The organism is Coleofasciculus sp. D1-CHI-01, from assembly GCF_040218875.1.
In the GTDB taxonomy this organism is placed as follows: domain Bacteria; phylum Cyanobacteriota; class Cyanobacteriia; order Cyanobacteriales; family Coleofasciculaceae; genus Coleofasciculus.
Genome location: NZ_JAVJQP010000028.1, coordinates 48658 through 61375 on the forward strand (window position 1 = coordinate 48658; position 12718 = coordinate 61375).

Consider the following 12718-nt stretch of genomic DNA (forward strand, 5'->3'; position numbering starts at 1 on the left):
GTAGAGACGTTGCCTGTAACATCTCTAGCAACATCTCTAGCAACATCTCTACAATAGTGGTTTTTTACTCTCTGTCTTAAAATGTAACCACACTGCGGATGGATTCCCCTTGATGCATTAAATCAAACCCCTCATTTATTTTTTCCAAGGGCATGACATGGGTAATTAAATCATCAATATTAATCTTACCCTCCATATACCAATCCACAATTTTCGGAACATCGGTGCGTCCCTTTGCGCCCCCAAAAGCCGTTCCTTTCCAAACCCGTCCAGTTACCAATTGAAAGGGACGAGTACTAATTTCTTGTCCGGCGGCAGCTACTCCAATAATTACACTCACGCCCCATCCTTTATGACAACATTCCAAGGCTTGGCGCATCACATTGACATTACCAATGCACTCAAAACTATAATCGGCTCCACCTTTAGTTAACTCCACCAAATAAGGAACTAAATCTCCCTCGACTTCACAGGGATTAACAAAATCCGTCATGCCAAATTTTTCTGCCAATTCCCGTTTATCTGGATTAATATCAACGCCAACAATTTGACTCGCGCCTACCATTCGCGCCCCTTGAATCACATTTAAGCCAATCCCACCGAGTCCAAATACCACAACTCTGGAACCGGGTTCAACTTTGGCGGTATTAATCACCGCACCAATTCCCGTGGTTACGCCGCAGCCAATATAACAAACCTTCTCAAAGGGCGCATCTTCGCGAATTTTCGCCACGGCAATTTCTGGTAATACGGTATAGTTGGCAAAGGTAGAAGTTCCCATGTAGTGATGCAGCATTTTGCCATGACTTGAGAACCGACTTGTGCCATCGGGCATGACACCTCGTCCCTGAGTTGCCCGAATCGCCTGACAGAGATTGGTTTTGAAACTTAAGCAATACTCACAGTTCCGACATTCGGGTGTGTAGAGCGGAATCACATGATCGCCAGGTTTAACGCTTTTTACCCCGTCTCCAACCTCGACGACGACACCAGCACCTTCATGTCCTAAGATAGCGGGAAATAGTCCTTCTGGGTCTTTGCCAGAGAGGGTATAGGCGTCGGTATGACAAATCCCTGTTGCTTTAATTTCAACCAGTACCTCCCCAGCTTTGGGTCCCTCTAGCTGCACAGTTTCAATGGTTAACGGTTTCCCGGCTTCGTAGGCGACGGCTGCTTTAACGTCCACGTTTTCCCTCCTGCTTTTTCCACTATCGTTTAGTGTATCGCTATCCCAAATGACCAATGACCAATGACAAACCCAGTTATTCTCGTTCACGGTATTTTTCGCACCTCATCAGTTTTCCGCAAACTCTCTCCCTACCTCAAAAAACAAGGTTTTTCCGTTTATACCCTTGACCTAAAACCAAATAACGCCACATTGGGTTTAGACCAAATGGCAGCCCAATTAGCTAATTTTGTCAACCAAACATTCCCCCTCAACCAACCCATTGATTTAGTCGGTTTAAGTATGGGAGGACTCGTCACCCGCTATTATGTGCAGCGGTTAGGTGGAATTAACCGAGTGCAGCGTTACATTACCATTTCCGCCCCCCATCACGGCACCTGGTTAGCCTACTTATTGAACCGTCGCGCCTGCGTGCAAATGCGCCCAGGAAATCCTTTGCTAGAGGATTTAAACAGAGATGTCCAGATGTTAGAACGCCTCAATTTTACCTCAATTTGGACACCCTGGGATTTTATTATTATTCCGGGTAATAGTTCACGAATGCCCGTGGGTCAAGATGTGAAAGTTCCCGTTTTAGCCCATGCTTGTATGGTGATTAATCCACACAGTATGCAAGCAGTAGCTTCAGCTTTATCCGAACCCTTTTATCAGATTAAGGCAAATTAGGTTTGTCGTTCGTAGTAAGGGCTTTAGCCCTATTTAAATCATAGGTGTCACCTCAAAACCGATCGCCAATCGCCGCTAACTCGTGACTGCCGAAAATTGCCTCTGGATGAGCATAAAATTTAAACTCCATTAAATTATAAAAGGGGTCTTGTAAAAAAAAGGTGCGATGTTCGGTCACATCACCTGGAAAGCGTCGCTTCGGTTGCTGATAGAATTGAAGCTGCTGCTGTTGGGCGCGATCGCATAAGGCTTGCCAGTCAGCTTCAGCGGTAAAAATCAAGCCAAAGTGACGCGGATAAATTCCCCGTTGTGGCGTTAAGGGTTCATCAGTGAGATGGGCTACCAGTTGATGCCCATAGAGGTTTAAAATGACCGCTTGACGGGTTTCTCGCCCAATGTCACAGCCGAGTCCTCTGCCATAATAGTCTTTGGTTTGCTCAATATCACTAACGGGAAATGCCAAATGGAAGAGAATGGGATTCATCGCTACTACTTGAAGTTCTGCCTAATCCTATAATCACCCTAAACGGTTATTCATCGATCGCATACCCGAAACTGTCGCCTACGATACACCCGGCAACGTCCTGTTAACCGTTAAGATACGTCAGGGTGGGATCAGGGCGGGTTTAGTCACCTCTGGGTAAGGTTAGAAACGATAATAGTAAAACCCGCCCCTACACACTCAAAACTCAACATTTAGTAAATGCTTGCAACCTTCAATTCTCTCAACCCTTGGCTTATTGCCGTCGTCTTGAATACAGTATTATTAGCGATCGCCTGGGTGATCCCCAAGCAACTCCTCACCCGCGCTGGAATTCTCCACGCCTGGGCGTTGGGAATTGTGATTTGGGGGACGTTAGGCTGGCAAGGGTATCTGATTGTTATGGTTTATTTCCTAGTCGGTTCTGCGGTTACCCGTATCGGTATGGCACAAAAAGAAGCAGCGGGGATCGCGGAAAAGCGTTCAGGCGCTAGAGGACCGGAAAATGTATGGGGTTCCGCCCTAACAGGTACGCTTTGCGCGGTGGGCGTTCTTTTCTTGGATGAACCCTATCGCAGTTTCCTCCTACTGGGGTTCGTCGCTAGTTTTGCCACTAAGCTTTCTGATACTACCGCCAGTGAGGTGGGTAAAGCTTACGGTAAGCGCACCTTTTTAATCACCACCTTACAACCTGTATCCCCCGGAACCGAAGGTGCAGTTAGCTTAGAAGGAACTCTGGCGGGGGCTGTCGCCTCGGCTGCGATCGCGGTTCTGGGTTGGGGCGTTGGCTTTATAGACTTGACAGGTGTTTATTTTTGTGTATTAGCTGCCTTTATTGCCACTAACCTAGAAAGTGTGATTGGTGCCACCTGGCAATCTCAGGTCGAATGGATGACTAACGAAGTCGTGAATTTTATCAATACGTTAATTGGTGCGATCGCGGCTATCCTGTTTGTCGTCATCTGGCACAGTATCATGGGATTAGCCGGATAGTTGATCGCAGAAGCCAGAAGGCAGAAGGGAAAAAAGTGGCAAGGTACAAAGAAATGATGGCTCTTTAGCCAGACATAACCTCAAAGAAAAGTCCTCAGTCAAACAACTAACTAAGGACCAATGACCAATGACCAATAACTATTCTATTGGCCGACCAAACACCATTTGTAAAACCATCGGTTGACCATCATCGCGATGATATTTATCCGCCCAAGCGCGAATAATCTCATCAAGTTCTGCCATGGCTTGATCAACATTTTCCGGTGGAATATCCAATTCCTCCAACACCCGCATCACACCGCCCTGACGTTCTGCCCACTCTTTCATCAACCGGAAGTACTGCGCCGTATCCTCCACCATCGTGTAGGTACGTTCTTTGCCATCTACAGGCGAATACGAGGCACTGGTCAGAGCATAATAAGGTAAACCCCAAGGACAATCAATGCGCGTCACGGTTCCGGAGTACAGCAAACGCCTTTTGATATGCTCCGCCATGGCTTCTGAAAGAGATGCCCGCCGTTCTGGGGGTAAATCTTCCTGAGAACGACTGTGCAGGAACTCAATCAATTCCATGAACTGTAAAGAACTCACCACTTGGGCATCTGGGAGATGATCCGGCAGTTTTTCTTCGAGAATTCGCTTTTCTTCCTTGTGCAGGCTAGTGCCAGAGATCCGCGATCGCCCGGGTTGCCAGGGATACTGATCCATCCACACGTAAGGAAACTGGATCAAATAGCGGGGTTCTTGAGATCCCAGCATTTTCAGCAGTTTTCCTTCCGTTAATGCCTGTCGAACTTCTTCAACAATAACCTTGACCCGCTTTGGCTCAATATGGTGTAAATGTCCGGTCATCCGGATATTTTCACTCTGTTCCAAAAAGGTCGTGTAAATCGCACATTTAGCAGCCGTTGCCGCCGCATCTAGAAATGCCCCATGTCGGTGTCCACTGGTTCTCATTGCGCTGAAAGCCAGATATATCATAATCTGATCCATGGCGCTGGGGCTAAGGCTTTTGATCAGATCGAGATGATTAGTCATTTTAGGGAGCGGTCACATCGCATGGGTACAACAGAATAAAAGGTAATGACGAACCCACGGCTTCACCTAAACCAGCGAGTCCAACTTAAACAGCAAAACATGCGCTTAACAATTTAAAGCACCCTAATATTAAAGTCTAAATTCTCCTTAGATTATAGACGACGGAAGATAAACAACCCAGGAGATACCATTAACTGGAAGACCCCCTGGATGGGTCACAACTAGGGGGGATAATTCTTCCAGGAAAGTATATATTATATCAAATGGCACTAACTACCTATGCCCAAGTAAATTCGCGCCGTCCACTACCCCGGTGACAAATCTGGGGCGCGAGGGTGTCTTGGGAGGTGAAGAAACGCCGTTGTCCACCGCGATTGGTCTCAGGACCTTGAGGACCCGCATCTCCAGTTTTCACTAAAGACAATAGCGAGTGGGCAGGAGTAGACTGAAAAAGTGAGACCGAGCGATCGCGAATATCATGAGCATTGACAGCCAATGAGAGCGTAAGCAGGCTCACTAACGTAACAGAAGTGTAAAAGCGCATAGCAGATGTCCGTGTCAGGGTTTCTAGTCCCTGTTACGGACTCTTTACTCATGGTTCAGGAAAAATTCCCGTCAGAGTTATTGTTGATTGTGTGAAGTTTAATGGTAAACTAGCCTGTTTATCTTTCGTTTGTTCCCAATTTGGGTGAGGGGAATTGGGGTGCAGAGGTACACAGATGCCATGGCACGTCTGGGAGCAAGAGAAAGGTTGTAGGGGCGGGTTTTACCAATAACATTTTGGAGACAACCCCTAACCTCACTAAACCCGCCCTTTTTAGCGCAACAGGAGCAGATTAATTCCTGATCAGTGCAAACGGTTCACCAGCAACCAGTTTCCCGCTGGATTAAAACATCCCCACCCTTGTAGCTGTTGCTGATGAGGATAATGCTGGAGTTGCTGATTAACATCCGGTTGTATCGTAATCAATATCCAAATTTGACCCATAAGACTTTCAGGTTCACTCAGGGTAATCATGTAATCCTGGTCAGCACGACGTTGGAATATGCCAGTGAAATAGATTAAGGTATATGATTGGCGATTGGTGATTAGTGATTGGTGATTGGGGAAATTCTCTACCATCTCCCTTATCTCCCCCTGCTTCCCCTGCGCCCCCTGCTTCCCCTGCTCCCCCATCTCCCTTATCTCCCCCTGCTCCTCAACCATGCCCGAACTGGGATACTCTTCTGGATGATCCAAGTAATAACGTTGCCAATACCGCCAATCGGGATCATCAAGGGATTTGTCAAATAAGGGCATCACAGCAGCCGGGGCAATAGTATCGCCCAACAATGCCTCTTGAATATGTCGGACAGCTAACTCCCTCGGCTGACAGCCAAGTTCCACACACAACGCCGCTGCCATTCCTGCGGCTTGACCCAGATTCATTACTACAGGCTGCAACCGCGTCGAACCATTGGCAATGTGAGAGACCGAAATATTTTTATCACACACCAACAAACCATCCATTGACACGGGTACAAGGCAACCATAAGGAATCGTAAACGGTGTTCCTGTCCAACGCCCTCCCCAACGGATGGATTTTGGGGCTAAGGGAAAGGTAAAACCGGGATAATGATGGTCATTGGCATAATTGCCCACAGCAATTCCGGCAAAAGTGCTTGACTCATCGACAGGCAAAGGCGCAACTTGACCTCCCGTTATCGGTAAAATCTCTTGTTCCCGCAACGTCACCATCCCTGCCAGACGCCGACTTTCTCGATAATAAGGATGTAGGGCGTAAGCCCCACTACCGAGGGACGCATCCGGGAACATATCATCAGCTAACCCATAACGCCGTCCCAGTTGAGATTGAATAAAATTAGCAAAGCCTTGACTATGCCAACGGGCTTCTTGAAGAAACTGCTGTCGGGATTCATCCGATTCCACTAAGCGCCCCACCCCCTCACCATAATCATTGCCAGATTGGGGCCAGTTCAGCATAAACAGTCCCCCAGGTAAGCGTCCGTAATTGAGAAAGGATTCCACCCCATAACCCTCCCACGCGCCGATAAACTGTTCTGGTTTGTATTCAGGTGGGGGCGGAATTTCTGGTGCTGTATCGCTGCCAAAATCTTTGAGGATAACCACCCAAGTTGGTGCTTGAACTGGATAGCGTTGAGTCAAGTCATTGTCAGCAACAGGCGCACTCGGTTCCCCAAAGCGCGATCGCAACTCCCAACCCCAGTGATAGGGAATCTCAGCTAATTCCAGTACATCTCCCAATTCCGTGGCGTCTAGGATGACTTTGGCGTGAATTACAACATCAGCAAATTGCACCCCCGTGACACAATCCCCTGCTTTTAATACCGCTAACGGCGTTTGTCCCGCAATCCACTTGAGGTTGGGTAATGCTTGCACCCAATCTGTAAAGATTTGAGCGCCAATTCTAGGGTGGTAGGTAAACAAACTCACCCACCCATTATCAAGTCCTCCAGGCTGTCGCTGTTGGAGTTCTCGCAAAAATGCGCCCCATAACCCGGTTTGCCACGCGGCTAATTCATTGCCATCGGGCGCACAGACACCTGCTGTCGTTAGCATTCCTCCTAGCCAAGAAAACTCGCTGACTAGAATGGTTTTGACGCCTCGACGTGCCGCTTGGATGGCTGCACTTGTGCCACCTGTACCACCACCGACAACTAAGACTTCTGTTGTTAATTCATTCACAGCGATCAAAAAATGGGTCGCGGATAGTGATTATCATCACTCCTGGATCAGAGTCAAGTCACAGATACTTTTTGTAATAAATCGTTACATTATGAATAACATAAATTTACAAAATAGCTCAACAAAGGAGAACGATTATGATTAGCCCAATGGTTATCCTAGTTTCATTGTTTGTCGTCGGTTGGGTCGCCGTTGCTGTATTAGGGACTCAGGCTTACTTCCGAGGCGAACAGAGGAAGCCAATCCATGATCGCAACTGGCGTTCTGAGTCCTTTGAGCAGCTAGCCGAGTCGATCACAGGGACTCAGACGAATTACAGCGATCGCACACCAGCTTACAAGATGGATGCTTATGCGAGCAATAATTTGCCTTCCTAACCGCCTCCCTGTTTGATCAACGCTTTTAGCCGCATTTGCTGTTAAGGACGATGGTGACGGTAGGAAACTAAAAGTAGAGATTTGAGTTGTGGGTTATGAACTCAAATCTCGCTAATTTTTCTCTAAGCCAACGAATCACCTTATCATGTTGGGTGTAGAGATAGCTTAACCTGATGTTTGCATAGTTAAGGAAGCTGAAACCATGATTCAGAAAGTACAAAAGAGTGACGCGGAGTGGAGACAACAGCTTACCCCCGAACAATACAAAGTGACCCGACAGAAGGGAACGGAACGCGCCTATACCGGAGAGTATCACGACAACAAGCAGCCGGGAGTCTACAAATGTGTCTGTTGTGGCAATGACTTGTTCACCTCCAAAACCAAATATGATTCTGGCACGGGTTGGCCCAGTTTTTGGACACCGATTGATGAAGAAAGCATCAAATATGAAGCCGATAATACGTTGTGGATGCGTCGCACTGAGGTACTCTGTGCGGCTTGTGATGCTCACTTAGGTCATGTATTTGATGATGGACCAGAACCAACGGGTCAGCGTTACTGTCTAAATTCTGCCGCGCTAAACTTTGTCAAGTCCGATCAGGCTGAATCAGAATCTGAGGCGGAAACTGATAAATCTGCAACTACCTAATCTGACTCCAGATCAGCGATTTGTCCATTTTGGCATGACCAGCCCAATTCAAACCATTAAGTTAGATCAGTTCCTCAAGTGGGTGGGTGTCGCGTCCACAGGTGGCGAAGCAAAACTGATGATTCAAGACGGTGATGTTACTGTTAATGGCATTATCGAAACTCGACGCGGACGTAAATTAGTTGCAGGCGATTTGGTAAGCGTACAAGGAGAAACCTATAAGGTGGGAACTCCACTTTAGCCATAGGTGAGCAGCGATTTTTTGAACCCTATCCGCTTAAAAAATAGCGAGGGAATTCTCCAACGTCCAGACGTAAGTACTTGTCTCTACATGGCTATCCTCCAGGGAGAACAAGTATTTAGCCGCTTATCGGGGCGGGTAAGAGGCGCTCAACGGTGTTACACAATCTTTAACACGTTTGCCCAACCCGCCCTAATCTGTAACATGAAGGTCGGTTTATTTACGGTATTAAGGGATTGAGATTAACGGAAATGAGAAAAATAAATGGCAGGCTGTTGAATCTTAGGGATAGCTTATAGTTCCCATTCGTGACAGTGAATTAGTATGTCGTCTAAGTTTGTTTCAAACTCCTTCCAGTCACTAAACCAGATGTCCCTATTATTATCATTTACTGGATAATCTGCATCCCATTCGTCGATAAAAGCATCCGCATCCCAGTCTTGTGATAATACATCTGCATCCCATTCCTCCAAATATACGTCCTTATTGTTATCTGTGTCTTTTAAAAGAAGTTCTATATCTCCTTCGCTGACTGTATAATTGGTAAATACTCTCATTGTTAGTTCCCCGTTTGCTCTCAACTCAATCTAACTAATCAACCAAATTACATCTAAATCATCTCCCATTTTTCGGGAAATTATTGTAATTTAATCCATAAAATATAGTGATTATTCTCACTATTTAGTGTGATAAAATTGTGAAAAATTTGTGATTCTCCAATCATTTAGCTGTGATTAATGTCACAGATTCTTCGGGAAAACCCCAGATTGAGATGTTGCCAGATCTTTTTTATATACCTTTGGTTATCTTCTTTTCATAATGCTCAATAGATGTAATTAAAACTTTACATTTGTGTCAATAATTGTAAATAAGCTGTTCGGCATTTAAATTGGGATACCTAAAACCCTGAAAGGCAACAGCCAACAGGCAACAGGGAATATACAATTTAAATGCGTTTTAGCTTATAACTGTCCTGATTTATGGGTAAATCGGAAAGATACCGTTACAAAAGTTTAGGGATTATAAAAATTATTAGTTGAAAGCGCTCCCGGAGCAAGGCTGTAGGGGTGGGTTTTACAGCAGTGGATGATCGGGTGAGAGAGCAGATCACCCCCATGACCTGCGTTTAGCGATGCGGAGTGCGATCGCTAATGCCGAATGGCGACGGGAACGTCAACGCCACCAAGAGCAGTATCGCTTACAACGGCTAATTGAGAAAGCTCCCATTGGTATTGGCATTGGTTCGGCAGACGGTGAAGTTAGGGTGATCAACGATGTCATGCTGCACCTACACGGGTTAAGTCGGGCAGAGTTTAAGCAACAGGGCATGAACTGGCGTGACTTTATGCCACCCGGATTGTGGGGTGAGCCGTCAACCGTTCGGCTGAGCGCTCACGCCGAAGCCCGCCGAGAGTAGGGGTTTGGTCACCAAACGCCTCTGGTCGGAATCTCCCTGCGTTTACGCCGGGGAGGATGTCAATCAGGAAAACCCAAGCGTGAGAGATCGCTGGGGTAAGAAAGTGAGATTGTAGCCACTATCTAGATTATCACTTCCTTCATCTCAGAAAATAGGGAATGATACCAAATCCGATGAAGTAACCCCCTTTAGCCCTAGGGGACTTTTTCCTTGAAGCCTTCTGCCTTCTGCTATAAGTGGAATTTTCCGGTACAGTGTCATCTGGTAAAAGTCTGAGGGATATAGCTTGGTCATTTCTTCCCACAGACAGACGATAACCAGCTTTTTACATATCTAAAGTTAAGGGTGACAACTTGCTAGCGCTTGTCGGGAGCATGGAGCGTAAAAGTACATCAAGTTCAAGTCGGTTGGGTAGAGCGTAAGCGAAACCTAACAGGTTCTCTTAAGGGAGTTGGGTAAAGTACCTCAACCCAACTAAATTCGGCTCCCCAACATCCTTAGTACATCAGGTAAACGTATTCTCTTCATAACCGAAAATTACAGGAGATTTAATCATGACCAAGATAGCAATTAATGGTTTCGGGAGAATTGGTCGAGCTGTTTTTAAGATTGCCCTTGACAATCCAGAATTAGAAGTCGTTGATGGTGATCTAGTTAAAGTCATGAGTTGGTATGACAATGAATGGGGATATGCTTCCCAGATGGTTAAAGAAGCGGTTCGCATGATCAAAGAATCAAAACAAACGGCTAGTTAATTTCAGCAAATAGCGATTGGGTTTAATGTAGGCTTGTAGGGGCGGGTTTTACTACTATCGTTTCGATTGCACCCATAAGTTACTAAACCCGCCCCGACTGCCGCAGATTTTGAGACTGTTTCATTCATAGTTCTATTTTATTTCTGTTAACGTTAATTATGACGAGCAAGACTAATCAGTACATTCGTTGGTTTGAAAATCTCACCTCTGATGATGTGTCAATGGTTGGCGGAAAGAATGCTTCATTAGGTGACCCGAAGATATTGCCAGGGAAATTCGCGAAGCTTACGACCAACTTAGTCAACGCTATGATACTCAAGATGTAGATATCGCGGCGAGAAGTAGCGCGACGGCTGAGGATTTACCGGAAGCAAGTTTTGCCGGTCAACAGGAAACCTTTCTCAATGTGACTGGCTATGAAGAATTACTAGAAGCCTGTCGTAAATGTTATGCCTCATTATTTACCGATCGCGCGATTAGTTATCGACAGGCGCAAGGCTTTGACCATCTGAAGGTGGCGCTTTCGGTGGGGGTGCAGAAGATGGTGCGATCGGATAAAGCCAGTGCTGGCGTGATGTTTTCCCTGGATACTGAGACTGGCTTTCCCGATGTAGTTGTAATTAATGCGGCGTGGGGATTGGGTGAAAATGTGGTACAGGCGACTTGTTTATCGTGCAAGCGCGTCCGGAAACGGTTCAATCCCAATTTGATGTCATTGATGATGGACTTAAGGATTTCATACTCGCTATGGTAAACCGCTTGCAGGTCAATGTGATCTTGGAACGGTGTGTCTACACGATTGTTTGGATGATCTTCAGTGAAGGCTTCATAGATGAGCTTGCCCTGACTATCAATGACGGCAATTTCGCTGAGTTCGCGTTTTCCCTCCGTGTCAATGGTCAATGACGACGAAGTTTTGCTCTGTCATATCCTCTAAGATTGACTTGCCTGACTATATCATGGGCAAAATACTGAACTAATATTTGAACCTGATAATATCTTGCCAAACTCCTGCAATCGATGTTAGAGTATATACGGTTGATTTTCGGTAGAGTAAGCTTGTTTCGATTTTTTCGATTTCGATTTTGTCCGCAGGCACTTCTCCGATGTAACTCGCTACAGGTTCAGTAAAAAGGAAGTGCCTTATGTCTATTTACGTTGGTAATTTGTCCTACGATGTCACTCAAGAGGATTTGACGGAAGTTTTTGCCGAATACGGTAACGTCACTCGCGTGAGTGTACCAAAAGACCGTGAAACCGGACGTCCGCGAGGGTTCGCTTTTGTGGAGATGGAGTCTGAGTCTAACGAAGACAGTGCTATTGAAACCCTTGATGGTGCTGAATGGATGGGACGCTCAATGAAGGTTAACAAAGCAAGACCACGGGAACGAAGCAATGGGAATCGCGGTGGCGGCTATAACCGTGGCTCTTTTTAACTTAACTGGCGAGGGGTTTGGGGAGCTATAAGTCCCGAACTGTAACCGTGAGGTCAGTGTCGGGATACATGGACTCCCCAACTTCGGGGCATTGAACCCCTACTCAATTGATTGAATCGTGTTAGAGTTGAACCATGATCTAAAAACGTATCCAGGGACTCTGGAGAAGCAAGAAATTGGCTCTCAAGTCGAGGTATCGGGGGCAATGTGCCTAGATAACTGGCGTAGGGGAGCAATGCCTAATAGCGATATTAGGAAGCCCTTATTGTAATCTTCGATTCGATGTTGGGATGATGTCACGTGTGTCATACTGATATCACTACACTCCATGAGAGCGGTGATATATATAAATCGCGCCTTGTGAAAAAACTTGTTCACCGCTATAGCATTAAATGTTTAGCGGTGGGAGTGTCAAAAGCTGATTTCCTTATTTTTCCCTGAAATTTAGGAACGATAAGGAATTAAGTTATTATGGCTTTTGAAATTTGAGGGCAGGTAAATGTCTGCCCTTTTTGTGTTGAGCTTCAAAGGAGATAAGCATGGCTCAAGTTATTATTGGAGAAAATGAAGGAATTGAATCTGGACTTCGGCGATTTAAGCGCAAAGTATCTCGTGCTGGGATTTTCTCAGACATGAAGAAGAACCGCTTTTTTGAAACTCCCTTAGAAAAGCACAAACGCAAGGAAATAGCCAGACACCGACAACAACGCAGATATCGCAAACGGCGGTAAGAAATTGTTTGTGTTCTTGACCTTTTCCCCTACGTTAGTAA

Annotated in this window: 14 protein-coding genes and 3 pseudogenes; 11 read left to right on the plus strand and 6 right to left on the minus strand. The window is 46.0% G+C overall.

Going from position 1 to position 12718, the window contains the following annotated elements; genetic code table 11:
* Positions 1-76: 76 nt before the first annotated feature.
* A complete protein-coding gene (locus RIB93_RS05485; RefSeq protein ID WP_446371065.1) occupies positions 77-1186 on the minus strand; it encodes an S-(hydroxymethyl)glutathione dehydrogenase/class III alcohol dehydrogenase in 1110 nt (369 codons plus the stop codon).
* Positions 1187-1249: 63 nt separating this feature from the next.
* Between RIB93_RS05485 and RIB93_RS05490 the strand changes: the two genes are divergently transcribed.
* Entirely contained in the window at positions 1250-1852 is a 603-nt protein-coding gene (locus RIB93_RS05490) for an esterase/lipase family protein (RefSeq protein ID WP_446371067.1), read from the plus strand.
* 52 nt (positions 1853-1904) lie between these two features.
* Here RIB93_RS05490 and RIB93_RS05495 read toward each other — a convergent pair whose 3' ends face one another.
* A complete protein-coding gene (locus RIB93_RS05495) occupies positions 1905-2336 on the minus strand; it encodes a VOC family protein (RefSeq protein ID WP_446371069.1) in 432 nt (143 codons plus the stop codon).
* 219 nt (positions 2337-2555) lie between these two features.
* Between RIB93_RS05495 and RIB93_RS05500 the strand changes: the two genes are divergently transcribed.
* Positions 2556-3326 carry a TIGR00297 family protein gene (locus RIB93_RS05500; protein WP_446371071.1) on the plus strand — a complete coding sequence of 257 codons (771 nt, stop codon included), beginning with the start codon at positions 2556-2558 and terminating at the stop codon, positions 3324-3326.
* A gap of 138 nt (positions 3327-3464) precedes the next feature.
* On the opposite strand, the gene hetR is transcribed toward RIB93_RS05500, so the two are convergent.
* The 3 genes from hetR to RIB93_RS05515 form a co-directional block, all read right to left on the minus strand.
* Positions 3465-4364 carry a heterocyst differentiation master regulator HetR gene (gene hetR, locus RIB93_RS05505; RefSeq protein ID WP_446371073.1) on the minus strand — a complete coding sequence of 300 codons (900 nt, stop codon included), beginning with the start codon at positions 4362-4364 and terminating at the stop codon, positions 3465-3467.
* A gap of 277 nt (positions 4365-4641) precedes the next feature.
* Entirely contained in the window at positions 4642-4908 is a 267-nt protein-coding gene (gene patX / locus RIB93_RS05510) for a heterocyst-inhibiting protein PatX (RefSeq protein WP_446348031.1), read from the minus strand.
* Positions 4909-5211: 303 nt separating this feature from the next.
* Positions 5212-7080, minus strand: coding sequence for an FAD-dependent oxidoreductase (locus tag RIB93_RS05515; protein ID WP_446371075.1), 1869 nt, complete (start codon positions 7078-7080; stop codon positions 5212-5214).
* Between the two features lie 140 nt (positions 7081-7220).
* Between RIB93_RS05515 and RIB93_RS05520 the strand changes: the two genes are divergently transcribed.
* From RIB93_RS05520 to RIB93_RS05530, 3 genes are all read left to right on the plus strand, one after another.
* Positions 7221-7448 (plus strand): photosystem II protein, Psb35-related, encoded by a 228-nt coding sequence (locus RIB93_RS05520; RefSeq protein ID WP_446348214.1) that lies wholly within the window; start codon positions 7221-7223, stop codon positions 7446-7448.
* A 202-nt stretch (positions 7449-7650) separates the two neighbouring features.
* Complete coding sequence (msrB, locus tag RIB93_RS05525; RefSeq protein ID WP_446371077.1) at positions 7651-8097, plus strand: peptide-methionine (R)-S-oxide reductase MsrB; 447 nt, start codon at positions 7651-7653, stop codon at positions 8095-8097.
* 34 nt (positions 8098-8131) lie between these two features.
* Positions 8132-8338: an RNA-binding S4 domain-containing protein gene (locus tag RIB93_RS05530; protein ID WP_446349898.1), complete on the plus strand. Its 207-nt coding sequence runs from the start codon at positions 8132-8134 to the stop codon at positions 8336-8338.
* A gap of 293 nt (positions 8339-8631) precedes the next feature.
* On the opposite strand, the gene RIB93_RS05535 is transcribed toward RIB93_RS05530, so the two are convergent.
* Positions 8632-8895, minus strand: coding sequence for a hypothetical protein (locus RIB93_RS05535; RefSeq protein ID WP_446371079.1), 264 nt, complete (start codon positions 8893-8895; stop codon positions 8632-8634).
* Positions 8896-9470: 575 nt separating this feature from the next.
* Here RIB93_RS05535 and RIB93_RS05540 point away from each other — a divergent pair.
* From RIB93_RS05540 to rpsU, 6 genes and pseudogenes are all read left to right on the plus strand, one after another.
* Complete coding sequence (locus tag RIB93_RS05540) at positions 9471-9755, plus strand: hypothetical protein (RefSeq protein ID WP_446371081.1); 285 nt, start codon at positions 9471-9473, stop codon at positions 9753-9755.
* A gap of 554 nt (positions 9756-10309) precedes the next feature.
* A pseudogene (locus tag RIB93_RS05545) lies at positions 10310-10387 on the plus strand (glyceraldehyde 3-phosphate dehydrogenase NAD-binding domain-containing protein); the annotation flags it as partial.
* A pseudogene (locus tag RIB93_RS05550) lies at positions 10388-10510 on the plus strand (type I glyceraldehyde-3-phosphate dehydrogenase); the annotation flags it as partial.
* Positions 10511-10763: 253 nt separating this feature from the next.
* Positions 10764-11168: pseudogene (locus RIB93_RS05555) on the plus strand (PEP/pyruvate-binding domain-containing protein); the annotation flags it as partial.
* A gap of 487 nt (positions 11169-11655) precedes the next feature.
* Positions 11656-11946, plus strand: a complete 291-nt coding sequence (locus RIB93_RS05560) for an RNA recognition motif domain-containing protein (protein ID WP_446371083.1) — start codon at positions 11656-11658, stop codon at positions 11944-11946.
* Positions 11947-12485: 539 nt separating this feature from the next.
* Positions 12486-12677, plus strand: coding sequence for a 30S ribosomal protein S21 (gene rpsU, locus RIB93_RS05565; protein ID WP_006103066.1), 192 nt, complete (start codon positions 12486-12488; stop codon positions 12675-12677).
* Positions 12678-12718 lie beyond the last annotated feature (41 nt).

Coding starts and splice junctions, on each gene's coding strand:
- RIB93_RS05495 (WP_446371069.1), bottom strand. CDS start 2,336: ATGAATCCCATTCTCTTCCATTTGGCATTTCCCGTTAGTGATATTGAG.
- msrB (WP_446371077.1), top strand. CDS start 7,651: ATGATTCAGAAAGTACAAAAGAGTGACGCGGAGTGGAGACAACAGCTT.
- RIB93_RS05540 (WP_446371081.1), top strand. CDS start 9,471: ATGCGGAGTGCGATCGCTAATGCCGAATGGCGACGGGAACGTCAACGC.
- hetR (WP_446371073.1), bottom strand. CDS start 4,364: ATGACTAATCATCTCGATCTGATCAAAAGCCTTAGCCCCAGCGCCATG.
- RIB93_RS05520 (WP_446348214.1), top strand. CDS start 7,221: ATGGTTATCCTAGTTTCATTGTTTGTCGTCGGTTGGGTCGCCGTTGCT.
- RIB93_RS05560 (WP_446371083.1), top strand. CDS start 11,656: ATGTCTATTTACGTTGGTAATTTGTCCTACGATGTCACTCAAGAGGAT.
- RIB93_RS05500 (WP_446371071.1), top strand. CDS start 2,556: ATGCTTGCAACCTTCAATTCTCTCAACCCTTGGCTTATTGCCGTCGTC.
- rpsU (WP_006103066.1), top strand. CDS start 12,486: ATGGCTCAAGTTATTATTGGAGAAAATGAAGGAATTGAATCTGGACTT.
- patX (WP_446348031.1), bottom strand. CDS start 4,908: ATGCGCTTTTACACTTCTGTTACGTTAGTGAGCCTGCTTACGCTCTCA.
- RIB93_RS05530 (WP_446349898.1), top strand. CDS start 8,132: ATGACCAGCCCAATTCAAACCATTAAGTTAGATCAGTTCCTCAAGTGG.
- RIB93_RS05490 (WP_446371067.1), top strand. CDS start 1,250: ATGACAAACCCAGTTATTCTCGTTCACGGTATTTTTCGCACCTCATCA.
- RIB93_RS05535 (WP_446371079.1), bottom strand. CDS start 8,895: ATGAGAGTATTTACCAATTATACAGTCAGCGAAGGAGATATAGAACTT.